At 68.6% G+C, this 23,229-nt stretch carries 18 protein-coding genes; 13 read left to right on the top strand and 5 right to left on the bottom strand.

Going from position 1 to position 23,229, the window contains the following annotated elements:
* Positions 1–38: 38 nt before the first annotated feature.
* The 5 genes from puuE to HLA95_RS09095 all read left to right on the top strand — a co-directional run bounded on the left by puuE (position 39) and on the right by HLA95_RS09095 (position 4,607).
* Positions 39–926 (top strand): allantoinase PuuE, encoded by an 888-nt coding sequence (puuE, locus tag HLA95_RS09115; protein ID WP_191062004.1) that lies wholly within the window; start codon positions 39–41, stop codon positions 924–926.
* Positions 923–2,182, top strand: coding sequence for an allantoate amidohydrolase (locus HLA95_RS09110; RefSeq protein WP_222183055.1), 1,260 nt, complete (start codon positions 923–925; stop codon positions 2,180–2,182). Before puuE ends, HLA95_RS09110 begins: the two co-directional genes overlap by 4 nt.
* Entirely contained in the window at positions 2,179–3,411 is a 1,233-nt protein-coding gene (locus tag HLA95_RS09105; protein ID WP_191061067.1) for a M20/M25/M40 family metallo-hydrolase, read from the top strand. The genes HLA95_RS09110 and HLA95_RS09105 overlap by 4 nt, the downstream gene beginning before the upstream one ends.
* 125 nt (positions 3,412–3,536) lie before the next feature.
* Positions 3,537–3,878, top strand: coding sequence for a hypothetical protein (locus tag HLA95_RS09100; protein ID WP_191061066.1), 342 nt, complete (start codon positions 3,537–3,539; stop codon positions 3,876–3,878).
* Positions 3,879–3,977: 99 nt separating this feature from the next.
* The gene (locus tag HLA95_RS09095; protein WP_191061065.1) at positions 3,978–4,607 is read left to right on the top strand and encodes a hypothetical protein; all 630 of its coding nucleotides are present in this window, start codon (positions 3,978–3,980) and stop codon (positions 4,605–4,607) included.
* Here the strand turns inward: HLA95_RS09095 and HLA95_RS09090 are convergent.
* The gene (locus tag HLA95_RS09090) at positions 4,579–5,703 is read right to left on the bottom strand and encodes a glycosyltransferase (protein ID WP_191061064.1); all 1,125 of its coding nucleotides are present in this window, start codon (positions 5,701–5,703) and stop codon (positions 4,579–4,581) included. The two genes, HLA95_RS09095 and HLA95_RS09090, sit on opposite strands and share 29 nt — an antisense overlap.
* Before the next feature lie 123 nt (positions 5,704–5,826).
* Between HLA95_RS09090 and HLA95_RS09085 the strand changes: the two genes are divergently transcribed.
* Complete coding sequence (locus tag HLA95_RS09085) at positions 5,827–8,013, top strand: glycosyltransferase (RefSeq protein WP_222183053.1); 2,187 nt, start codon at positions 5,827–5,829, stop codon at positions 8,011–8,013.
* A 4-nt stretch (positions 8,014–8,017) separates the two neighbouring features.
* Here the strand turns inward: HLA95_RS09085 and HLA95_RS09080 are convergent, their stop codons facing one another.
* From HLA95_RS09080 to HLA95_RS28915, 3 genes are all read right to left on the bottom strand, one after another.
* Positions 8,018–8,572, bottom strand: a complete 555-nt coding sequence (locus HLA95_RS09080; protein ID WP_222183051.1) for a hypothetical protein — start codon at positions 8,570–8,572, stop codon at positions 8,018–8,020.
* The gene (locus tag HLA95_RS09075; RefSeq protein ID WP_191060028.1) at positions 8,569–8,853 is read right to left on the bottom strand and encodes a hypothetical protein; all 285 of its coding nucleotides are present in this window, start codon (positions 8,851–8,853) and stop codon (positions 8,569–8,571) included. The genes HLA95_RS09080 and HLA95_RS09075 overlap by 4 nt, the downstream gene beginning before the upstream one ends.
* Before the next feature lie 67 nt (positions 8,854–8,920).
* On the bottom strand, positions 8,921–9,757 hold the full coding sequence (locus HLA95_RS28915) for a TerB family tellurite resistance protein (protein ID WP_191060029.1): 837 nt from the start codon (positions 9,755–9,757) through the stop codon (positions 8,921–8,923).
* 59 nt (positions 9,758–9,816) lie between these two features.
* Here HLA95_RS28915 and HLA95_RS09065 point away from each other — a divergent pair, with 59 nt between their 5' ends.
* The 6 genes from HLA95_RS09065 to HLA95_RS09040 all read left to right on the top strand — a co-directional run bounded on the left by HLA95_RS09065 (position 9,817) and on the right by HLA95_RS09040 (position 20,280).
* Positions 9,817–13,464 carry a hydantoinase B/oxoprolinase family protein gene (locus HLA95_RS09065; RefSeq protein ID WP_191060030.1) on the top strand — a complete coding sequence of 1,216 codons (3,648 nt, stop codon included), beginning with the start codon at positions 9,817–9,819 and terminating at the stop codon, positions 13,462–13,464.
* A gap of 484 nt (positions 13,465–13,948) precedes the next feature.
* Positions 13,949–15,757, top strand: a complete 1,809-nt coding sequence (gene recQ / locus HLA95_RS09060) for a DNA helicase RecQ (RefSeq protein ID WP_255591705.1) — start codon at positions 13,949–13,951, stop codon at positions 15,755–15,757.
* 64 nt (positions 15,758–15,821) lie between these two features.
* Complete coding sequence (locus tag HLA95_RS09055; protein ID WP_191060838.1) at positions 15,822–15,977, top strand: hypothetical protein; 156 nt, start codon at positions 15,822–15,824, stop codon at positions 15,975–15,977.
* Positions 15,978–16,114: 137 nt separating this feature from the next.
* Positions 16,115–16,906: an NAD(P)-binding domain-containing protein gene (locus tag HLA95_RS09050; protein WP_191060837.1), complete on the top strand. Its 792-nt coding sequence runs from the start codon at positions 16,115–16,117 to the stop codon at positions 16,904–16,906.
* Positions 16,907–16,975: 69 nt separating this feature from the next.
* A complete protein-coding gene (locus tag HLA95_RS09045) occupies positions 16,976–18,466 on the top strand; it encodes an amidase (protein WP_191060836.1) in 1,491 nt (496 codons plus the stop codon).
* 293 nt (positions 18,467–18,759) lie between these two features.
* Entirely contained in the window at positions 18,760–20,280 is a 1,521-nt protein-coding gene (locus HLA95_RS09040) for a malonate--CoA ligase (protein WP_191060835.1), read from the top strand.
* Here the strand turns inward: HLA95_RS09040 and HLA95_RS09035 are convergent.
* Positions 20,256–21,089: a hypothetical protein gene (locus HLA95_RS09035; RefSeq protein ID WP_222183049.1), complete on the bottom strand. Its 834-nt coding sequence runs from the start codon at positions 21,087–21,089 to the stop codon at positions 20,256–20,258. The genes HLA95_RS09040 and HLA95_RS09035 overlap by 25 nt on opposite strands.
* Positions 21,090–21,360: 271 nt before the next feature.
* Here HLA95_RS09035 and HLA95_RS28910 point away from each other — a divergent pair.
* On the top strand, positions 21,361–23,229 hold a 1,869-nt coding region (locus tag HLA95_RS28910), incomplete at its 3' end, for an AAA family ATPase (protein ID WP_222183047.1).

The raw sequence follows: 23,229 nt of genomic DNA, 5'->3' as shown, positions 1-23,229 counted from the left end.
TCCTGCAGGGGGCCGCCTTGAACCTCTACCCGCGCGACATGGTGGGCTATGGCCGCTCGGTGCCGTTTGCCGACTGGCCGGGCGGCGCCCACATCGCCGTCCAGTTCGTGCTCAACTACGAGGAAGGCGGCGAGAACTGCATCCTCCATGGCGACGCGGCCTCCGAGGCGTTCCTGTCCGAGATCGTGGGTGCCGCGCCCCTGGCCGGGGCGCGGCACATGAACATGGAATCGATCTACGAATACGGTTCGCGCGCCGGGTTCTGGCGGCTGTTCCGCATGTTCACCGAGCGCGACCTGCCGCTCACCGTCTATGGCGTGGCCATGGCGCTCTCGCGCCACCCCGAGGCCGTCGCCGCCATGAAGGAGGCCGGCTGGGAGATCGCCACCCACGGCTATCGCTGGATCGACTACCAGCACGTGCCGCTCGAGATCGAGCGCGAGCACCTGCGCCTGGCGATCGACGTCCATGCCGCCGTGACCGGCAGCCGGCCGCGCGGCTGGTATCTCGGCCGCTGCAGCCCGAACACGCTGAATCTGGTCTGCGCCGAGGGCGGCTTCGACTATTACGCGGATTCCTATGCTGACGACCTGCCCTATTACGTGAAGGTCGGGCGGCACGACCAGCTCGTGGTGCCCTACACGCTGGATGCCAACGACATGCGCTTTGCGACCAGCCAGGGCTTCAACTCAGGGGACCAGTTCTTCAGCTACCTGAAGGACAGCTTCGACGTGCTCTACGAGGAGGGAAGGGCCGGCTCGCCCAAGATGCTCTCGGTGGGCCTCCACTGCCGGCTGGCCGGCCGGCCCGGCCGCGCCGCCGCCCTGGCCCGCTTCCTCGACTATGTCCAGGGCCACGAGCAGGTCTGGATCACCCGCCGCATCGACATCGCCGAGCACTGGCTCGACCGGCACCCGCCCGCATGACCGGCAGCCCGCCCGACATTTCTTCGGACGCCCGCACGCTGATGGCCCGGCTGGACGAACTCGGCCGGGTCTCCACCGATCCCGGCCGGCTGAACCGGCAGCCGTATACGGCTGCGCACCGCCAGGCGATCGAGCTGGTCGCCGGCTGGATGCAGGCAGCCGGGATGGCAACGCGGGTCGATGCGATCGGCAACCTGATCGGCCGCTACGAGGGAGAGGATCCCGCAGCGCCGGTCGTGCTCATCGGTTCGCATCTCGACACGGTGGTGGATGCCGGCCGCTATGACGGTGCACTCGGCGTGCTGGCCGGCGTGCAGGTGGTGGCGGCACTGCATGATGGTGGCGAGCGCCTGCCGTTCCCGGTGGAGGTGGTGGCGTTCTGCGACGAGGAGGGCGTGCGCTTTCCCACGACCTTCCTGGGCTCCAAGGCGATCTGCGGCACGCTCGATCCGGGCGTGCTGGAGCTGCCGGACGGGGCGGGCGTCACGGTCGGGGCGGCGCTGCGGGCGTTCGGCGGCGATCCCGATGCCCTGGCGAGCGTCGCCTACCCGCCGGGCTCCCTGCGCGCCTTCCTGGAGGTCCATATCGAGCAGGGCCCGGTGCTCGAGGCCGAGGACCGCCCGCTCGGGATCGTCACCGCCATCCAGGGCCAGTCGCGCCTGGCCGTGGTGCTGGACGGGATGGCTGGCCATGCCGGCACCGTGCCGATGGGCCACCGGCGGGATGCCCTGGCCGGTGCCGCCGAGATCGCCCTCCTGGTCGAGCGGCGCTGCAGTGCCGCGCCGGACCTGGTGGGCACGGTCGGCCGGCTGGAGGTCCTGCCGGGTGCGGTGAACGTCATCCCCGGCCGGGCGATGCTGACCCTGGACATCCGCTCGCCCAGCGACCTCGTGCGCGGCCAGGCCGTGGCGGAGCTGGTCCAGGCGATCCACGGGATTGCCGCAGCCCGCGGCCTCGGCTGCACCGTCGCCCGCGAGCACGACCAGCCGGCCAATGTCTGCGCGCCCCGCCTGCAGCGGGTCCTGGCCCAGGCGATGCGTGCGGAGGGTGTCCCGGTGAAATACCTCCCCAGCGGTGCCGGCCACGACGCCATGGCCATGGCCGCCATCTGCCCCACGGCCATGCTGTTCGTGCGCTGCGGGGGCGGCATCAGCCACAATCCTCTGGAAAGCATGACCCTGCCGGATGCCGACTTGGCCCTGCGCGTCCTCCTGCGCGCGCTGCGCCTCCTAGCCCTGCCGAAAGCCAAACCATGAGCCAGACCGCCGACGCCATCGACGCGTTCCTCGCCAGCCGTCAGGAGCAGGCCGAGCGCTTCTTGGCCGAGCTCGTGAAGGTCCCCTCCGACAACCCGCATGGCGACTGCGCCCCGCATGCCGCCCGGGCCAAGGAACTGCTGGAAGAGCTGGGCCTGGAGGTCGAGACCGACGTGGTGCCGGCCACGCTGGTCGAGGCCCAGGGCATGGTGTCCATCACCAACCTGATCGTGCGGCGCCGGTTCGGCAGCGACGGGCCGACCATTGCGCTGAATGCCCATGGCGACGTCGTGCCGCCGGGCGAGGGCTGGGGCCACGACCCCTATGGCGCCGAGATCGAGAACGGGATGATGTACGGCCGGGGTGTGGCCGTCTCCAAGTCCGACTTCGCCACCTACACCTTCGCGCTGCTGGCCCTGGACGGGGTGGCCGACCGCCTGTCCGGCACGGTCGAGCTGCATCTGACCTATGACGAGGAAGCCGGCGGCAACCTGGGTCCCAAGCGCCTGCTGGAGACCGGGCTCAGCCGCCCGGACCTCGCGATCGGGGCCGGCTTCGCCTATTCGGTGGTCACCGCCCATAATGGCTGCCTCCATCTGGAGGTCGAGCTGCTGGGCCGCTCCGCCCACGCGGCCCGGCCGGACACCGGCTTCGACGCGCTGGAAGCGGCCAACGGCGTCCTGACGGCGCTCTATGCCGCGCGGCGCACCCTGCAGACCCGCCGCTCCAAGGTGAAGGGGATCACCAGCCCGACGCTGGTGGTCGGGCTGATCTCGGGCGGGATCAACACCAACGTGGTGCCGGACCGGATCGTCATGCGCCTGGACCGGCGGATGATCCCGGAGGAACGGCCGGAGGACGTCGAGGCCGAGCTGCGCAAGCTGATCGAGACCGCGGTGGCGAAGTTCCCGGGCGTCAGCGTGCGGATCCGCCAGATCCTGCTGGCCCGCCCGCTGACCCAGCTGCCCGGTGCTGCCCGGCTGGTCGAGCGGCTCACCGCGCGGGCCAGCGAGATCCTGGACATGCCGGTGACCGCCCAGGGCATCCCCCTCTACACGGACGGCCGGCACTATTCGGAAGCCGGCATCCCCTGCGTCCTGTACGGTGCCGGGCCGCGCGACCTGCTGGAAGCCAACGCCCATCGCGCCGACGAGCGGCTGGCGCTCGCGGACCTTCATGCGGCGACCCGGGTGATCGCGCATACGCTGGCCGATCTGCTCGGTGCTTGACCACCTTCAGGTATGCATAATGGCAGCACCATCCTTACCAACTGTTCATGTGTCTTGACCCCTGATCAGGCTGTGCGAAGAGTTGCTGGCGTCCCCGGCCAGAACCTCCAGCGGAACCCAGCCTCGTGAAGCGCATCAAGCTCTATTATTCGGCGATCCGTGCGCTGCTGATCGGGGTCCTGGCAACGGGCGGTGCCACCTACCTCCATCCGGAGGCACAGGCGCAGGACAGCAGCATCGAGCTCTCGCCGGAGGACGCGCTCTGGCTGGACGTGAAGGCGGCCGACACGCCGGCCGCCTATCAGAGCTACCTGGAGGCCTATCCGGTCGGCCGGTTCGCCAATCAGGCCTTCCGCCGGCTCGTCGAGTACAGCAAGCTGGGTCTGGCCGCCCTGGAGGATGATCTTCCCGGGCCGGCGGCCGGCCCGGGGCTATCGAGTGCGCTCACCACCGCGGATCTCTATTGAGGCAACGGGTTCTTTTTGGCGGCTGGCACCAGGAAAGCAGGTAGCCTGGCAGGCAGTACCAAGGCAGGTGGCGGCCGGCAGGGGAGACGAGGGGTGCGGATGCGAGGTCGACGGCTCTGGATGCTGGCAGCATTGCTGGCACCGCTCGCCATGCCGGCCCAGGCCCAGGAGCGGCCCAAGGTCCTGACCTATGTGAAGCCCGCCGGCCGGCCGTCCCAGCCGATCGACCTGACCGTGGCGCTGGCCCCGGAAACCGTCCGCAACCGGATCCGCGCCAATCTGGAGCGCGCCGGGCTGCGGCTGCTCGACACGGACGACCCGCTGGCGGTCGCCGCCACCTATGCCGGGCGGGCAACACCCTGGATCGACTGCGGCTGGATCTTCAGCTTCGAGCAGGGCCAGCGCGCCTCGCCGCTGCGGGTGGGCGGTGCCGCCGAGGACGCGACCATCACGGTGCGGCGCGACGACCAGGAATATGTGATGCGCCGCGAGGTCACGCTGGACGGCATGCTGGGTGTGACGGTCACCGAGACCAAGGGCGGCTCCCGGATCACCGGCCTTGCCACCTATGTGGTCACCCGGACCATCATCGCGCCCGACGGGGCCCGCGAAGTGTCGCTCATCGACTTCCGCTCCGGCGAGACCGGCGCGTTCGACAAGGGCACCACCTGCCTGCCGACCGGCCAGTTCGAGCGCCTGGTCACGCAGGGACTGCCGCGGGCACGCTGAGCTGCACCGGCCGCCGGACCGCTCGCCCGTGCATCGCCGCATCCATGATCGCGGCCCCCATCTGCCGGCCGATCCAGCGCCAGTCATAAAGATCCGCCGTGGCGGCCGCCGCCTTGGCCATCGCGGCATGGGCGGCAGGGTCCAGCTCGACCAGCCGCAGCAGCGCCTCCGGCAGCCCGTCCGGCCGGTGGCCGGGGTAGAGCAGTGCCTCCCGCCCGTCCTGGACGATCTCGGCCAGGGCCGGCAGGTCCGGCGCGATCACCGGCCGGCCGAAGCCCAGCGCCAGCATCAGCGTGCCCGAGGTCAGGATCGCCCGGTAGGGCAGCACCACCGCATCCGCCGCGGCCAGGAGCCGGTCGGTCTCGGCTGCCGGCACGAACCGGTCGTGCACGGTGATCCGTGCCTGCACCGATGCCGGCAGGGCGGCCAGGGCCGCGTCCAGCGGCACGATCTGCTTGCCCGCGATCACGAGGCGCAGGCAGACCGGCCCTTCGGCGAACGCGGCCAGCAGTGCCCCCGCCCCCTTGTAGGCGTCGAGCCGGCCGAACAGGAGCAGGACGAGGTCGCCGCCGGCAAAGCCCTGGCGGGTCCTGGCCGTGTCCCGATCGGTGCTGCGCGGGTCGTGGATCGGGCGGTAGTTGCCGTGCGGCAGCACCACGGGCTGGGCCGGCGCCAACTCCAGCTCGGCCCGGATCGCGCGCAAGGCGGCCAGCGAATGGACATGGACCCGGTCGGCCAGCTTCGCCAGCGCCTGGCGCAGGGTCCGGTCCAGCTCCGGGTGGCTGCCGACATGCGAGCCCTGGTTGTGCACCGTCCAGAACAGCGTGCCGCCGCGCCCGGTGAAATCCTCGACCTTGGCCAGGAACTGGTGGACCGCGGTCGCCGCATCGGCCGGATCGGCCAGATGGCGGTGCAGCACGTCCTCCCAGTGCAGGTGGAACACGACCTGCCGCCCGGGCGGGGCATGGTCGAGCAGCCGCAGCGCGTCGTCGATCGTGCCCGCCCGCGGATGCAGGTGGGCGAGCTGCCGGTAGAGCAGTTCCTGGTAGGGATTGGCCGCGCGATAATCGGGAAAGAAGATCAGGTCATGGGTCATCAGCTCGTCCACCGGCAGGCCGACAGGCTACGCGCTGCCGCAGCCGCCGCAAGTCCACCTTTGCACCGGCACCTGCCGGAAACCGCCTGAGCCATCCCCGGCTGCTGCTTGCAGGATGCTGCATTGACCGACCTCGAACTCCTCCTGCTGCTCGATCCGCGCCTGCCCGACGCCGAGGCGCGCGCCCTGGTCCGCTTGGTCGACCGGCTGGCGGCCCGGGGCTGGCGGATCGGCCTTCTAGGCATCCGCTCCGGCCTGTTCCTGCCCGGCCGCCCCATCGCCCCGCCGCTTGCCGCCAGCCTCGCCGCGCGGCAGCTCGTCCTGGTCGACGCCGACCGGCCGGTCAGCAGCCGCATCCTCCTGGCCTGGCACCTGGCCCCCCTCCTGGCCCGGATCGACCGCCCGCCCCGGATCCGCGCCGACCACGCCATCCTGCGCTTCGACCAGCTCCCCTGGCGGGACGGCCGCCCCGACCGGGAGCTGCTGGCCGCCCTGCGCCACCGCTTCGCCGCCTTGGCGGAGCATGCCGCCCTGCACGAAGTCGCGGTGGACCGGAGCATCGCCGCCGCCCTGGGCCTGGACAGCGAGCCCTGGCTGCCGCCGGCCCCTCCGGTCGGCACGACACCCCACCCGGCCTGGACGCGGCGGCCCACCGTGATCGGCCGCCATGGCGGGCAGGGCAACGCCGCCTGGCCCATGGATGAGGACGGCTTTGCCCGGGCCTATCCGGCAAGAGCACCCTGGTCGGTGGAACTGCTGGCGCCACCTTTGGCCCTGCTCCGCCGGCGGATCGACCGGCCCTTGCCCGAGCTGCGCCTGATCCCCGCCGAGGCCGAGCCGGTCGATGCCTTCCTGGCGCGGCTGGACGTCTGGCACCTGGCCGGCTGGCCGGGCCAGCCCCAGCCGGTCACCGCCGAGCTGGTCGAGGCCGCGGCCGCCGGCGTGCCCTTGTCCCTGCCGGCCGAGCTGGCCGGCTGGCCGGAGGATGGAGCGAGCTTCCACACCGGCACCTTCCGCGAGCCAGGTGCGGACCGCCAGGCCCGCGCGGAGCGGGCCCGGGCCTTCGTCAGGGAATCCGCCGACCCTGCGATCCTGGCCGCACGGCTCCTGACCCTGGCCCCGGACCTCGCCCGCCCCCGGCGCATCGACCCCGCCCGGATCCGGTCGCCCCGCCGCGTGCTGATGCTCTCGCCCAACGGGATCGGCATGGGCCACCTGACCCGGCTGCTCGCCGTGGCGCGCCGGCTGCCCCCCGCCATCGAGCCCGTCTTCCTTACCATGTCGCAGGCCGTGGGCGTGGTCGGCCAGTACGGGTTCCACGGCGAGTATTTGCCCTATCACAGCTATTACGGCGGCGACGCCGACTACTGGAATCGCGGCCTGCTCGCCCGCCTCCAGGCGATGATCGGCTTCTACGACCCGCGCGTGCTGCTGTTCGACGGCAACATGCCCTATGCGGCGCTCACCGAGCTGCGCCGGCACTGCCCCGAGCGGCGGTTCGTCTGGCTCCGGCGCGGCCTGTGGCGACCCGATGCCGGCAAGGCCGCGATCGAGCGGGCCGTCAGCTTCGACCTGGTGATCGAGCCCGGCGAGTTCGCGACCGAAGCCGATCGCGGCCTCACCCGGACCCGCGGCGGCCAGGTCGTCCGCGTCCCCCCGGTGACCCTGCTGGACGACGACGAGATCCTGGACCGGGCAGAAGCGCGCGCCGAGCTCGGCATTGCCCCCGACGCCCTGGCCGTCCTGGTGCTGCTGGGCTCGCAGAACAATTTTGACTACCGCCGCGTCCGCCAGACCCTGGCCGCGTCCTTGGGCGAGCAGGCGGGCGTGGTGCTGGTCGAGGCCGAGTGGCTGATCAGCGAGAACCAGCCGACCGAGCGCCTGCCTGGTGCTAGCACCCTGTCCGGCTTCCCGATGGCCCGGCTGTTCCGCGCCTTCGACCTCGCGGTCAGTGCCGCCGGCTACAATTCCTTCCACGAGCTGATCTCGATCGGCATCCCCACGATCTTCGTGCCGAACGAAAACCCGTCCATGGACGAGCAGGAGGCGCGCGCCGCCTGGGCCGAGCGGGCGGGTCTGGGGGTCGCCGTGCGCGTCCACCAGCAGGACCGGCTGCGCTGGGCGCTCCATGCCCTGCAGGCGCCGGAGGTGGCGGCCCGGATGCGCGAGCGGGTCCGGCACCTGCCGCCCACCGACGGCGGTGCCGCGATCGCCCGGCTGGTCGAGGAGCAGGCCGCCCTGCGCGACGCCGAGACCGGCCCGCCGCACCTGCCCCACCTGGCCCCGCACTCCGCTCCGCTGGTCGGCTGAAGGCCTACAGCTTCTCGCGCCGGCCCTCGGCCACCGCCGCCAGCGCGTCGGGGTCGGCCGGGCGACCGAACGCGATGGTGGTCACCGGCTTCCACTTGCGGCCGATCAGGCGGTACTGCTCCAGCGCATAGGCCCCCCAGTCGAGCCCCGGCCGGCGATGGCGGCAGATGTCGGGGTCGATCACCTGCTCGAACAGGGCCCGCTGCGCGCGCAGGGGCGCGAAGTCGGTGCCGTCGGTCACGAACAGCGGCTTGGTATGGGTGCGCCGGCATTCGGTCATCACGGTCTGCACCGTCTCCGCCAGGGCCTGACCTTCCAGCCCCAGCACGGTGACCAGCACCGTCTGCGGCCCGGACAGCTTCTCGCTTCCCGGCTTCTCGTTGAGCGGCTTCTCGCCAGCCGTCTTCTCGTTCGGCGGCTTCTCGGCCGGCGGCCGGTCGGCGTGCGGCGGCAAGGCGACCGGCTCCGCGGCGGCGGCTTCTGCCGGCACGGCCGCGACCGGCGCCGCCCCTGCCTCGCTGCCCCCCTTCCAGCGCGCCACCAGCCCGCGCAGTCTCATGCGCTGCGCAGCACGTCGTTCACCAGCCGGCCGGTGCGGCGGGCCGTGTCGGTGGCGTCCTGGGCCGAAAGGTCGGCTGCGACCACCCGCCGCCCGCCATCGTCCAGCTCGACCACCACCTTGAAGCGCGGCTCCTCCTGGCCATGGAGGCCCACCAGCTCCTCGATCAGGACCGCGCGCACCGCCTGGGCCCGCACCGCCTCGCCATTGGGTAGGACCGCCAGAAGGCTGGGCGTGGCAGGGGCGACGGTGGCGGTGATCGGAGTAAATTCAGCCGACATCTGCGGTTGTATGCTCCCGGAACTATCCTCCAGGAAATGCCGCAGCGGCGCGTGAGCCACAAGGGCTTCAGCGTATCCCGCGCTCGGCGGCGACCCGATCGTATGCCGCATTGATCGCGGCCAGGCGCCGGCTGGCCTTCTCCACGAACTCCGGGGGCAGGCCCTGGGCCACCAGCCGGTCGGGATGGTGCTCGCGCACCAGTGCCCGCCAGGCGAGCTTGATCTCGTCATTGCTGGCGGTGCGCGACAGGCCCAGCACGGTATAATGGTCGACCGCGGCCGCTTCCGGCGGGCGCGGCCGCCTGGGTTCCCAGGTATACATGTAGCGCGCGCGGATCGCCTCGAACTGGAACGGCCCGAAGCCGAAGATGGCGCCGACCTGGCGCAAGAAGCGCAGCTCGTTCTCGTCGATCGCCGCGTCCGCCACCGCGACCTCGAACAGGCCGCACAGCAGTTCCTCGAGCACGACCCGCTCGGTGCCGAACACCGCGGCCACCTGGCGCGCCGCCGCCTCGAACCCGTCCGGGCTCTGCTTGGCCTCGTTGTAGATCGCCGCCACGTCGCCGACATCGGCGTCCGAGATGTCGAAGATCCGGCGGAACGCCAGGATCTCGTCGCGGTTCACCTGGCCGTCGACCTTGGCGAGCTTGGCCGCCAGCACCACGATCGCGGTGGCGAACGCCACCTGCCGGGTCTCCAGGATCGCGTCCAGGTCGACATAGGCGGGATCACCCGCGGCCGCCCGCTCCGCCCGCACCTGCCGGCGCTCGCGGCGCCACTGGTCGAAGGCATGGCCGGCGATGCCGCCCAGAACTGCGCCTATCCACTGTCCGATCATGAAGCCGATGGCTACTCCGATGAGCTTGCCCCAGATGGCCGCCGCATCCTTGCGAAGCTGGTTCATTCCGGTGCGCAGATAGGCAAGGCTCGGCCGTTCGTCTATCCAGCGCGACGTGAACCCGCATGACATCAGCGCGGAGAAGGACCTTGGACGAGCGCCGCTGGCAGTTCTGGATCGATCGGGGCGGCACGTTCACCGACGTGGTCGGCCGGGATCCCGAGGGTCGGCTGCACATCCACAAGGTCCTGAGCGAGAACCCGGAGCGCTACCAGGACGCAGCGCTCCAGGGCATCCGCGACCTGCTGGGCCTCCAAAGCGATGCGCCGCTGCCGACCGAGCGGATCGACGCCATCAAGATGGGCACCACGGTCGCGACCAACGCCCTGCTGGAGCGCAAGGGCGTGCCCGTGGCCCTGGCGGTGACCGCGGGCTTGGGCGACGTGCTCCGGATCGGCTACCAGGCGCGCCCGGACATCTTCGCCCGGCACATCGTCCTGCCCGAGCAGCTCTACCGCCGGGTCGTCGAGATCGACGAGCGCCTGCGCGCCGATGGCACGGTCGAGCGGCCGCTGGACGAGGCCCAGGCGCGCGACGGTTTCCAGGCCGCCTATGACGCGGGCTTCCGTGCGGTCGCCATCGTGCTGATGCACGCCTACCGCTATCCCGAGCACGAGCAGGCTCTGGCAGGGATCGCCCGCGAGATCGGCTTCACCCAGATCTCGGTGAGCCACGAGGTCAGCCCGCTCATGAAGATCGTGGGGCGCGGCGACACCACCGTGGTGGACGCCTATCTTTCGCCGATCCTGCAGGACTATGTGCAGCGCGTGGCGTCCCAGACCGGCGACACCCGGCTGATGTTCATGCAGTCCAATGGCGGCCTGGTCGACGCCCATCGCTTCCAGGGCAAGGACGCGATCCTGTCGGGACCGGCCGGAGGCATCGTCGGCGCCGTGGTCACCGGCGGCCTGGCCGGCTTCGGCCGCCTGCTGGGATTCGACATGGGCGGCACTTCCACCGACGTCACCCATTATGCCGGCCAGTACGAGCGGGTGTTCGACACGGAGGTCGCCGGGGTGCGGATCCGCGCGCCCATGATGCACATCCACACGGTGGCCGCGGGCGGCGGCTCGATCATCGTGTTCGACGGGGCCAAGTTCCGGGTGGGCCCGGAGAGTGCCGGCGCCAACCCCGGCCCGGCTGCGTACCGGCGCGGCGGCCCGCTGACGGTGACGGATGCCAACCTGATGGTCGGCAAGATCCATCCCGACTACTTCCCCGCGGTGTTCGGCCCGAACGGCGACCAGTCGCTCGATGCCGACACGGTGCGGGCGAAGTTCCAGGCCCTGGCCGACGAGGTGCAGGCCGCGACCGGCGTGGCGCGCACCCCGGAGGAGATCGCGCACGGGGCACTCGCGATCGCCGACGACAACATGGCCAACGCCATCAAGAAGATCTCGATCCAGCGCGGCTACGACATCGCCGGCTACACGCTGAACTGCTTCGGCGGGGCCGGCGCGCAGCATGCCTGCCGGGTGGCCGATCTTTTGGGCGTGTCCTCGGTGCTGATCCACCCCTTCGCCTCGGTCCTGTCCGCCTACGGCATCGGCCTGGCCGACGTGCGGGTGATCCGGCAGCGGGCCCTGGAGCAGCCCCTGGACGAGGCCGCGCTGGCGGCCCTGCGCCAGGCGAAGGACGAACTCGCCGCCGAGGCGCTGGCGGAGCTGGCGGCCCAGCGGGTCGACACCGCCACCGCCACGATCGAGAGCCGCGTGCATCTGCGCTATGCCGGCACCGATGCGGCCCTGGACGTCGCGTTCGCCGATCTGGCCGACATGGTCCAGGCCTTCGAGCAGGAGCACCGCGCACGCTACGGCTTCACCGTGGCAGGCCGTGGCCTCGTGGTCGAGCAGATCGCGGTCGAGGGCATCGGCCACATGGAGCGGATCGACGAGCCGGAGCAGGCGCTCGTCGAGCGCCAGGCGGAGGAAGCACTGGCGCCGGTCCGCCACGTCCGCCTGTTCACCACCGAGGCGCCGCACGCGCCGGCCGGCGGCGTCGATGCCGCCCTGTATGACCGGGAATCGATGCGTCCGGGCGACCGGGTGCAGGGCCCGGCCCTGGTGGTGACGAAGACCACGACCGTGGTGGTGGAGCCGGGCTGGGAACTCGCCATCACCGCGCGCGAGCATCTGGTGCTGCGCCGCGTCGTGAAGCTGCCGCGCCAGGCCGCGGTCGGCACCGATTCCGACCCGATCATGCTGGAGATCTTCAACAACCTGTTCATGACCATCGCCGAGCAGATGGGCTTCACCCTGCAGAACACCGCCTATTCGGTGAACGTGAAGGAGCGGCTCGACTTCTCCTGCGCCCTGTTCGACGCAGGCGGCGGGCTGATCGCCAACGCCCCGCACATGCCGGTCCATCTGGGCTCGATGGGCGAGAGCGTGCAGACCATCCTGCGCCTGCGTAAGCACGAGATGGGGCCGGGCGACGTCTATGCGCTGAACAACCCCTATAACGGCGGCACCCACCTGCCAGACGTCACGGTGGTCATGCCGGTGTTCGACGAGAATGGGCAACTCCTGTTCTTCACCGCGGCCCGTGCCCACCATGCCGATGTCGGCGGGATCACGCCGGGCTCGATGCCGCCGGACAGCACCCATATCGACCAGGAGGGCGTGCTGTTCGACAATGTCCAGATCGTGGCGAAGGGCCGCTTCCTGGACGAGGAGGTCCGCGCGGTGTTCGCCAGCGGCCCCCATCCGGTGCGCAACATGACCCAGTCGGTCGCCGACCTCTTGGCCCAGGTGGCGTCCTGCCAGCGCGGTGCGAACGAGCTGCACGCGATGGTGGCGCAGTTCGGGCTGGACGTGGTCCGGGCCTATATGGGCCATGTCCAGGACAATGCCGAGGAGAGCGTGCGCCGGGTCCTGGACGTGCTGACGGATGGGCATTTCCGCTACGAGCACGACAACGGCACCGCGGTCGAGGTCCGGATCTCGATCGACAAGGCAGCACGCACCGCCCATGTCGACTTCACCGGGACCAGCCCGCAGCAGCCCAACAACTTCAACGCCCCGGCGGCCGTGACCCGGGCCGCGGTCCTCTACGTGTTCCGCACGCTGGTGGACGAGAACATCCCGATGAACGAGGGCTGCCTGAAGCCGATCCGGATCACCATCCCGGAAGGTACCATCGTGAACGCCCGCTACCCCGCCGCGGTCTGCGCCGGCAATGTCGAGACCAGCCAGTGGGTGACCGACACGCTCTATGGTGCGCTCGGCGTGCTGGCGGCAGCCCAGGGGACGATGAACAACTTCACCTACGGCAACGCCAAATATCAGTATTACGAGACGATCTGCGGCGGCTCGGGCGCCGGCGAGGGCTTCGACGGCACCGCCGCGGTGCATACCCACATGACCAACTCGCGGCTGACCGACCCGGAGGTGCTGGAGCACCGCTACCCCGTCCGCCTGGAAAGCCACCGGATCAACCGGGGCTCGGGCGGCCAGGGCCGCTGGACGGGCGGCGACGGCACGATCCGGCGCACCCGCTTTCTGGAGCCGATGACCGCCGCGATCCTGTCCAACCACCGCCGCATCCCGCCCTTCGGCCTCCATGGCGGCGCCCCCGGCTCGGTCGGCGACCAGTGGATCGAGCACCCCGACGGCAGGGTCGAGAAGCTGAAGGCCGCCGACAAGCGCGAGATGGCGGCGGGCGACATCTTCGTCGTCCAGACGCCGGCGGGCGGCGGCTTCGGCAAATCGTAGGAACGCAGGCCCGGTTCATGCTATCACTGGTCCCCTTGTGCCCTTGCGCCGATGGCAGCCGCACCGCGTGGACGATGATTCGAAAAATGCACAAACGAACCCGAGAAGTGCACCGGACCAGCGAACCAGCCCGGCTCGAGCGGTGGATCCCTGGTCGGACACGTGCCGAGATAGATCCCCCGCCTGCGCGGGGGATGACCTGGAGGGGGGCGGCATGTTCCGGCTCTCGACGCGGGCATCTGCACGAACGAACCCGAGCGGCTCAACTGACTGGCGCGGCGAACCTGATCCCTGCGTACCCCACCTCCGTCATCCCCTGGCTTGACCGGGGGATCTACGATTGGTCGCCTGCCGGGGTGGAATCTCCGCCGCCGCGGGATATGGCCTGGAGAGGACCTTCACCTCGCGGCTCTCGCCACGTACGACAACACGAACGAACCCGAGAGACCCAAGCTTGCTGCGGCACCTGGCCCGCTGGATGGGCATGAGCGAGACCTCGCGCCCGGAGCAGGTCCTCCACGACGTCTTCGGCTTTCCCGGCTTCCGCGGCCGGCAGGCGGAGATCGTCCATCACGTCCTGGCGGGCGGCGACGCGTTGGTCCTGATGCCGACCGGCGGCGGCAAGTCGCTGTGCTACCAGGTGCCGGCACTCTGCCTGGACGGGCTGACCCTGGTGGTCTCGCCCCTGGTGGCGCTGATGCGCGATCAGGTGGAGGCGTTGCGCCAGCTGGGCGTGGCCGCCGCTGCCCTGCATTCCGGCGTGGCGCTGCCTGAGCGGCGCCAACTGGAGCGCCAGCTCGACCGCGGCGAGATCCGCCTGCTCTACGTGGCACCCGAGCGGTTCCAGGCGGACGGCTTCCTCGACCGGCTGGCCGGCTGGCAGCCGGTCCTGTTCGCCATCGACGAGGCCCACTGCGTCAGCCAGTGGGGCCACGACTTCCGGCCGGACTATCTGGCCCTCTCGGTGCTGCACCAGCGCTTCCCCGGCGTGCCGCGGATCGCGCTCACTGCCACCGCCGACCGGCGCACCGAGCAGGAGATCGTCGCCCGGCTCGACCTGGGCGAGGGCCGGATCTTCCGCGCCAGCTTCGACCGGCCGAACATCCATCTGAGCGTCACGATCAAGGACAACCCGCGCCGCCAGCTGCTCGAGATGATCCGCACCCGCCACCAGGGCCAGAGCGGGATCGTCTATTGCCAGTCGCGTGCCAAGGTCGACGACCTGGCGGCCTGGCTCACCGAACAGGGCGTGGCCGCCACCGCCTATCATGCCGGGCACGACGCCGACGAGCGCTCCCGCCGCCAGGACCGGTTCCTGGCGGAGGACGGGCTGGTGATGGTCGCGACCATCGCGTTCGGCATGGGCATCGACAAGCCGGACGTGCGCTTCGTCGCTCATGTCGACCTGCCCAAGAGCTTCGAGGCCTATTACCAGGAGATCGGCCGTGCCGGCCGCGACGGCGACCCGGCCCATGCCTGGATGGCCTACGGCATGGACGACGTCGCCCGCACCTTCGCCCAGATCCGCAACGGCGAGGGCGATGATGCCAAGAAGCGCTCCGACCGGCACAAGCTCGCCAGCCTCCTGGGCTATTGCGAGACCACACGCTGCCGGCGCCAGGTGCTGCTAGGTTATTTCGGCGAGGAGTTGAAAGATCCCTGCGGCAACTGCGATGTCTGCATGGTCCCGGTCGAGAGCTATGACGGCACCGAGCAGGCGCAGATGGCGCTCTCGGCGATCTTCCGCACCGGCCAGCGGTTCGGGGCCGGCCACGTGGTCGACGTGCTGGTCGGCAACCGGACCGAGCGGGTCGGCCAGCTCGGGCACGACCAGCTCTCGGTCTTCGGCATCGGCAAGGCACTGCCCGGGTCCCGCTGGCGCTCCGTGCTGCGCCAGCTGGCGGCACTGGAGCTCGTGGTGGTCGACGTGGACGGCCATGGCGGCCTGCAGCTCTCCGACACGGTCCGCCCGGTGCTGAAGGGCGAGCAGCGCGTCGCCCTCAGGGTCGACCCGACCCGGGCCCGCTCCAGCCGTGACCGGCCACGCGACGAGCATCCGCTGAGCGGCGAGGCGGAAGCGCTGTTCTCCGCCCTGCGCCGCTGGCGGCTGGCCGAGGCACGCGGCCAGGGCGTGCCGCCCTATGTCATCTTCCACGACGCCACGCTCGCCGCCATCGCCCGCGCCCGGCCGACGAGCCTCGGCGCGCTGGCCGGGATCCCGGGGGTGGGCGCCAGCAAGCTGGAGCGCTACGGCGAGGGTGTGCTCGGCGTGCTTGCGGAAAATCCGGCATGAGCCCTGGTCGCCCGCTCCGGTTGGTGCCAGTTTGGTGGGGTATCGGCGACTGTGGAGAACCATCATGCGTCTGGCTGCTTTGATGCTCACCGCGCTCTTCCTCTCCGCGACCGCGCTGCCCGCGCTGGCGCATTGCACCTTCCACGAGGACGTCGCCAGGTCCGAGACCGGCAACGGCCAGTCCAACCAGAGCAAGCTGCCGGCCGAACAGAGCAGCTGATCGCCGGGTTGAACTGACCTTGCGGCCGGCGACCGGGCCGGCCGTTTTCTTGCGCCTCTTGTCGCAGCGGCGGTTCCACACCTTCCGCCGGCCATGGCCGGGCGCGTAGCTCGACGGGACGATACCGGGAGGTTCAGGTGGTGCTTGCAGTCGGGCTGATTGGCGACGCGCATGGGATCGGGGCAGCCTTGCTGCGCACCGGGACGACCATGCTGGCCAGGTCCGATCTGCCGGGCGAGCCGCCGGCCGCCAAGGGCGCCACCCTGATCCAGGGCGAGCGCAGCTTCTTCGAACAGCTCGAGTTTCCCCGCCGCATCGTGCTGGACCTGCTGCCGGGTGAGCAGGTCGACCAGGTGCTGGAGGCGGTCTATCCCTGGCTGGAGCCGGGCGACGTCGTGCTCGACTTCTCCGGCAGCTACTGGGTCGACACGCTCCGGCGCTTCCGGCGGATGCGGCACCGCTCGATCTACCATGTCGACCTGGCGCTGGTCGGGCAGACCGGGGCGCGGCATCTCCTGGTGGCCGGCGATGCCGAAGGCGTGACGCTGGCGCTGCCGGTGGCCGAGCAGCTGGTGCCAGCCAAACGGGTGGTGCGGGCAGGTCATGCCGGGACGGCCCATTATGCCCGGGCGCTGGGCGACGCGGTCGCGAGCGTGGCCAGCCAGTTGCGGGGCGAGCTGCGCCAGATGCTGGAGGCCCTGCCGCTCGAGCAGGACGTGGGCGGGATCCTGAGCGCGCTGCTGCCGGCCAGGCCCGACTCGGATGGACGCGCACCCTGGGTGCTGGACGACGCGGTGCGGCTGGAGGCGGCCACCCCGCTCCTGGCCCAGGCGATCATGCTGGACCGGGCCGAGCAGCTGGAGCAGCACGTGACCCCGGTGTCGCTGACCCGGGTCGGGCCCTACCAGGATCCCGAGGAGATCCTCTGAGTTTCCGGTTGCCGGTTGCGCCGGCGCCTGCCAGTCGTTGGCAAACAACCAGCGATCGGGGTGGTGCAGATGGCGCGGCTGGCGGATGAACTGGCTTATCAGGGCGTGGCGGAGATCGCCGGGCGGATCCGGCGCAAGGAGCTGTCGCCGGTCGAGGTGATCGAGGCGTTCCTCCAGCGGATCGAGGAGCGTAATCCTTCCATCAATGCGCTGACCTTCGTCGACGCGGACGGGGCGATGGCAGCGGCCAGGGCGGCCGAGCGCAAGGTCATGGCGGGGGACGAGGTCGGGCCGCTGCATGGGGTGCCCGGGGTCCTGAAGGATCTTTTCGACTTCAAGCCGGGCTGGCCGGCGACGCTGGGCGGGATCCGGGCGCTGAAGGATTTCCGGCCGGACCTCACCTGCCTGTTCGCCGAGCGGGTCGAGGCGGCGGGGGCGATCCTGCTCGGCAAGGCCAACAGCCCGACGCTCGGGTTTCGCGGCACGTGCGACAACTATTTGTTTGGACCGTCCCGCAATCCTTTCAACCCAGAGTATAACACAGGCGGGTCGTCCGGGGGAAGTGCCGGTGCGGTGGCGGACGGGCTGGTGCCGTTCGCGGAGGGCACGGATGGCGGCGGGTCGATCCGGATCCCGGCGGCGTGGTGCGGCATCTACGGGCTCAAGCAGTCGTTCGGCCGGGTGCCCGTGGTGACCAGGCCGAACGCGTTTCCCGGGACGGCACCCTTCATCTTCGAGGGGCCGCTCACCCGCAACGTCCAGGACGCGGCCCTGCTGCTCACCGTGCTGAACGGCCCGGACCCGCGCGACCCGCTCTGCCTGACCGAGAAGCTGGACTTCACCGATGCGCCGAACCGCTCGATCAAGGGCATGCGGATCGCCTGGAGCCCGGACCTGGACGTCTATCCAGTGGATCCGCAAGTGGCCGAGGTGGTCGAGCGGGCGGTGAAGCGGTTCGAGGAGGCGGGGGCGATCGTCGAGCCGGTGAAGCTCGGCATCAGGCATGGCCACTACGAGCTGGGCGAGCTCTGGTGCCGGATGATCTCGTCGCTGAACGTGGGTGCCGTCGAGATGTTCAAGCAGTTCGGCATCGACTTCACCGGGGCGCAGGCCGAGGACCTGCCGCCGGCGCTGCGGGACTGGATCAGGAAGGGCTACGAGCTCACTGGCCTGGACCTCGCGCGCGACCAGGCGATCCGCACCGAGATCTTCGACGCTATCCAGGGGGTGATGGAGCGCTACGACTTCCTGGTGAGCCCGACCCTGGCGTGCACCGCCGTGCCGAACGGTACGGACGGCGACACGATGGGGCCCGAGGAGATCAACGGCCAGAAGGTCGAGCGGCTGATCGGCTGGTGCATGACCTATTTCTGCAACTTCACCGGCCACCCGGCCGCCTCGGTCCCGGCGGGGCTGGCGCGCAACGGGCTGCCGGTCGGCATGCAGATCATGGGCCGGCGCCATGCCGATGCCGACGTGTTGGCGGCGAGTGCGGCGTTCGAGCGGCTGCAGCCCTGGGCGGACAGCTACCGGATCCCGGCGGGGCGGCCGATCGGCTGAGGCCGGTCGCCGGCGGCACTCTCGCCTGTCATCCCCCGGCTCGTCCGGGGGATCTACCTTGGTACGCCGGCAGCGGCATAGGCCGGCGCAGGATGCCGTCGTGCGGCGGTTGATCCCCCGCCTTCGCGGGGGATGACAGGTGAAGCGCGGGGGATGACAGACTAGGGCCGGGGGATGGCATGTGAGTGTGCAGCGGAGTGTGCGGCGTCGCGCCTCGTCCCGGCAGGCAACGCGCGGGGCCGGCGGCGGTTGTGAGAGGCCGGGTCGGTGATGCAGCGGCGGGGAGCGCCTTCTTGAGCAACCATCTGTTCGACCAGTTCCGTGCCGCGATGCCGGGGATCGGGCCGGATGGCGTCCTGATCGAGACGCCGGACGGGCCGGTGCTCAGCTATGGCGGCATGCTGGACATGAGCGGGCGGCTCGCCAACCTCCTGGTGGAGGAGGGGGTGGAGCCGGGCGACCGGGTGGCCGTCCAGGTGGAGAAGTCGGTCGAGGCGCTGCTGCTCTACCTCGCCTGCGTGCGAGCGGGGGCGGCGTTCCTGCCGCTCAACCCGGCCTATACCGATGCCGAGCTGGAATACTTCCTCCAGGATGCCGAGCCCAAGCTGATGGTGGCCGATCCCGGCCGGGTGAAGGGGGTGGTCGACCTCGCCTATGCGGTGAAGGCGACGCTGCTGACACTGGGGCCGGACGGGCAGGGCAGCCTGATGGCGGGGGCGGCGGAGCAGGCGGCGGAGTTCGAGGACGTGGCGCGCGGGCCGGACGACCTGGCGGCGATCCTCTATACCTCGGGGACCACGGGGCGCTCCAAGGGGGCGATGCTCAGCCACGAGAACCTGGCGTCCAATGCCCGGGTGCTGGTCGAGGCCTGGCGCTTTTCGCCGGACGACGTGCTGATCCATGCCCTGCCGATCTTCCATACCCACGGCCTGTTCGTCGCCACCAACACGGTGCTGAGCGCCGGGGCGTCGATGCTGTTCCTGCCGAAGTTCGACCCGGGCGCGGTGATCCGGGCCATGGGGCGGGGCACGGTCATGATGGGGGTGCCGACCTATTATGTCCGGCTGCTGCAGGAGCCGGGGCTGACCCGGGAGGCGGCGGCGGGGATGCGGCTGTTCGTGTCGGGCTCGGCGCCGCTGCTGGCCGAGACGCACCGGGCGTTCCAGGAGCGCACCGGGCACGCCATCCTGGAGCGCTACGGGATGACCGAGACCAACATGAACACCTCCAACCCGTATGACGGCCCGCGCATCCCGGGCACGGTGGGGCCGGCCCTGCCGGGGGTGGATCTCAGGATCGTCGATCCGGAGAGCGGGCGACCGGTGGCGGACGGCGAGATCGGGATGATCGAGGTCAGGGGCCCGAACGTGTTCGGCGGCTACTGGCGGATGCCGGAGAAGACGAAGGCGGAGTTCCGGGAGGACGGGTTCTTCATCACCGGGGACCTGGGCCTGATCGACGAACACGGCCATGTCCAGATCGTGGGGCGGGGCAAGGACCTGGTGATCTCAGGCGGGTTCAACGTCTATCCCAAGGAGGTCGAGGCCGAGTTGGACCGGCTGGACGGGGTGATCGAGAGTGCGGTGATCGGCGTGCCGCACCCGGACTTCGGCGAGGGCGTGGTGGCGGTGCTCGCGGTCGAGGAGGACCACCGGCTCACCGAGGACGTGGTGATCGCGGCGCTGGCGCAGCGGCTGGCGCGCTACAAGCTGCCCAAGCGGGTGCGGTTCGTGGCGGAGCTGCCACGCAACACGATGGGCAAGGTGCAGAAGAACCGGCTGCGCGAGGACTACAGGTCGTTGTTCTCGGCCTGATCCCGGTTGCGGACGTGCTCGGCGGCCCAGGCCTTGGCCTTGTGGAACAGCCATTCGCGGGCGACCTCGGGTTCGTTCGTGCAGATTTCCGCGATCGCGGCGGCGTTCTCGCCGGGGCGGCGGGCCGGGCGCTGCGCGGCCTGGCGGGGGGCGGCGGATGCCGGTGCGGCGGCGGGCGGTTCGGCCGGCGTGGCGGGGGCGCCCAGGTCGTTGGCGGCCAGGCCCGGCATGGTGGCGGGGTTGGCGCTGTCCGGCTCGGCGGCCTGGTGCTCCAGGGCTCCCTGCAGTGACGGCGGCAGGTCGCTGGTGACGAACAGGGCACCGTCGTCGGGATCGGCCCGGCCCTCGCGGAGCATCTGGAGCTGGCGGAAGGCGCGGCCATAGGCCTGCTGGGCCTGGCTCAGATAGCGCAGGATCGTGTCGAGGGCCGGGCGGCGGTCCGTGTTGTCCTGGGCCATGAGCTCCAGCCGGTCCGGGCTGTCGCGCCGGCGGCGCCTGCCGTCCGGCGGGATCTGCCAGTAGCTGGCCTCCAGCCGCTCGGCCCGCTCGCAGCGCCAGAGCGCCGCGACCATCCGGGCGCACAATGCTGCTTCCAGCGGCGAGGCCGGGCGGAACTGGTCATGGACGGAATCCTGCAGTTCGCGGAAGCGCTCGGCGTCCTCGTCGGGCAGGGGGCAGGTCTCGGCCGAGCGCAGGCCGTAGGTGCGGGCGTTCAGGGCGGCGCGAGCCTTGCCGGCGGAGGTGATGGGGCCGTGGCTGCGGCGGCCGTTGCGGCGGGAGGCTTCCATCTGGGCGGAGGTACGGGGCATTGCGAGAATCCCACCAACGTGAAGTGAAGAGATCTGCAAAACATCCATATCATAGGAATATAATCTTATAAAGCAGCTTTGTCTGTAGCATCACCCGGTCACTAGCTAAATCTCCTCGGAGCGGGCAAGCTTATGTCAGGAGCGATCGATGAGGCTGTCGCTCTAGCACCGGAAGACAAAAAGACAACTGCTACAAGATATACCACATGTCTGTCCCATACGAAGGTGGCAGACGTTTAGTATGAAGCAATCAAGCGTCTGGAGTGGATTTGTGACTAAGGAACACATCGGCGCGAAGTGGTGGAAGTTTGAGTTCCACACCCACACGCCAGCCTCAACGGATTACGGCAAGGGCCCAAACCAAGCCACTCTAAAAAATAGAACGCCAGAGGAATGGCTAATAGATTATATGGAGCAGGGCATCGATTGCATATGCGTCACAGATTACAACAGTGCCGAATGGATCGACAGGCTACGTGTTACTTTGCGACAAATGGAAGAATGCGGGCACCCTAGCTACAGGCCAATAACTATATTCCCGGGAGTGGAAATATCAGTCAACGGCGGAATTCACGTTTTGGCTATATTCGATATAGCTGTCCCACAGCAGACTATCGATATTCTGCTAACGGTATGCGGCTTCAGCGGGACAAAGGGGGCATCTGACGATGTAACCTCGTCTTCCTTAATTGATGTAGTAAATACTATAAACAAGCATGGTGGTTTAGCGATACCAGCTCATGTTGATACATTTAGTGGTATATTCTATGCGGGAACATCAGGGCAGCCATTAGTTGCGGGGCAAACTTTATCCAAATTTTTGAAAGAATGTGATATAGCCGCTTTGGAAATTATTGATGTAGATGTAGCCAAGCCACAAGCATACATTGAGCAAAATGTAATGCACGCAGAAGTGCTGGGCTCCGATGCACACCACCCTAGTGGTGTCCCTGGCTCGCGCTTCCCAGGGAGTCACTATACTTGGTGCAAGATGGGAAGGCCGGACCTCGACGGACTGAGGCTGGCGCTATTGGACGGGCATCACTCAATCAAGAGATCCGATTCCGGCGGAACCGATCCGAATGACCATGGAAAGGACTTTATAACCTACCTAGAGGTCGCAGATGCAAAGTTCATGGGTAGAGGAAAGTTCTGCCCATTTAGAATAGAATTTAGTCCATGGATGACATCGATCATCGGTGGTAGGGGAACAGGAAAGTCAACCATACTGGAGTTCATCCGACTGACTACAGGGCGTAGGGACGAGGTTCCGCCCGCTCTACATAATGAACTGAGAAAATATCAGACTACATCTGAAAGCAGGCAAGATGTCGGCCTTTTACGCCCATCGACTACAATCGAAATAGGATACCGAAAAGATACAACCGACTACCGTGTCAGATGGAGTGCTGGGACCAACACGCATACAATTGAACGCAAGCAGCTTGATGATTCCTGGGCCGCAGAGGAAGGGATTGTTGTTGATCGGTTCCCGATCAGGATATTCAGTCAGAAACAAATATTTGAACTGGCTGGAGCGCCAAAGGCACTGCTTGATCTAATAGATCAGTCGCCTGAGGTTGACTATCGTGAATGGGATGAGAAGAATCGAGAGCTGATAGCTCATTTGTCTTTACTGCGGGCGAGAAAAAAAGAGCTGCAATTGCAAATTGATGATAAAATTCTTTTAAAAGGCCGACTAAATGATCTTCTAAGGCGACGTGAAACATATGAAAAAGAACGTCATGCTGAAGTTTTGGTTGAATATCATAATAAAACAAAGCAAGAGGGGGCAGTTAAACGTTGGGAAATCTCGTGGAAGCACTTGTCGAAGGTTGTGAGGGAAACGACTGCTAACTTTCCATCTGACTTGTCTCTTCCGACTATGTCTGAAGGCTGTATAGATGCTGGCACAGAGATAAATAGAAACTCAATAAATGTGATGCAACGTCTTATTGCTATTCGAAATTCAGTCGACAAGGCTGCAGATGATCTTGAGAAGCTGTGGGAGGAATGGAGCCACGTCAAAGCTGGATCAAGCTGGAACAATGATGTTCAGGCTACCTATCAGAGCCTGTTTGAGAATGGGTTGCTGAGCCAGAACGGCTGTGGTGGAAGCTCGGGATGTGGACCCGAGAGA

Source organism: Geminicoccus harenae, from assembly GCF_019800005.1.
Classification (GTDB): Bacteria; Pseudomonadota; Alphaproteobacteria; order Geminicoccales; family Geminicoccaceae; genus Geminicoccus; species Geminicoccus harenae.
Note: the sequence above shows the minus strand (reverse complement) of the source record. Positions and strands in the feature narration are given on the sequence as shown.

Coding starts and splice junctions, on each gene's coding strand:
- HLA95_RS09075 (WP_191060028.1), bottom strand. CDS start 8,853: ATGTCGGCTGAATTTACTCCGATCACCGCCACCGTCGCCCCTGCCACG.
- recQ (WP_255591705.1), top strand. CDS start 13,949: ATGAGCGAGACCTCGCGCCCGGAGCAGGTCCTCCACGACGTCTTCGGC.
- HLA95_RS09035 (WP_222183049.1), bottom strand. CDS start 21,089: ATGCCCCGTACCTCCGCCCAGATGGAAGCCTCCCGCCGCAACGGCCGC.
- HLA95_RS09105 (WP_191061067.1), top strand. CDS start 2,179: ATGAGCCAGACCGCCGACGCCATCGACGCGTTCCTCGCCAGCCGTCAG.
- HLA95_RS09065 (WP_191060030.1), top strand. CDS start 9,817: ATGACATCAGCGCGGAGAAGGACCTTGGACGAGCGCCGCTGGCAGTTC.
- HLA95_RS09080 (WP_222183051.1), bottom strand. CDS start 8,572: ATGAGACTGCGCGGGCTGGTGGCGCGCTGGAAGGGGGGCAGCGAGGCA.
- HLA95_RS09045 (WP_191060836.1), top strand. CDS start 16,976: ATGGCGCGGCTGGCGGATGAACTGGCTTATCAGGGCGTGGCGGAGATC.
- puuE (WP_191062004.1), top strand. CDS start 39: ATGGTGGGCTATGGCCGCTCGGTGCCGTTTGCCGACTGGCCGGGCGGC.
- HLA95_RS09090 (WP_191061064.1), bottom strand. CDS start 5,703: ATGACCCATGACCTGATCTTCTTTCCCGATTATCGCGCGGCCAATCCC.
- HLA95_RS09055 (WP_191060838.1), top strand. CDS start 15,822: ATGCGTCTGGCTGCTTTGATGCTCACCGCGCTCTTCCTCTCCGCGACC.
- HLA95_RS28915 (WP_191060029.1), bottom strand. CDS start 9,757: ATGAACCAGCTTCGCAAGGATGCGGCGGCCATCTGGGGCAAGCTCATC.
- HLA95_RS09095 (WP_191061065.1), top strand. CDS start 3,978: ATGCGAGGTCGACGGCTCTGGATGCTGGCAGCATTGCTGGCACCGCTC.
- HLA95_RS09110 (WP_222183055.1), top strand. CDS start 923: ATGACCGGCAGCCCGCCCGACATTTCTTCGGACGCCCGCACGCTGATG.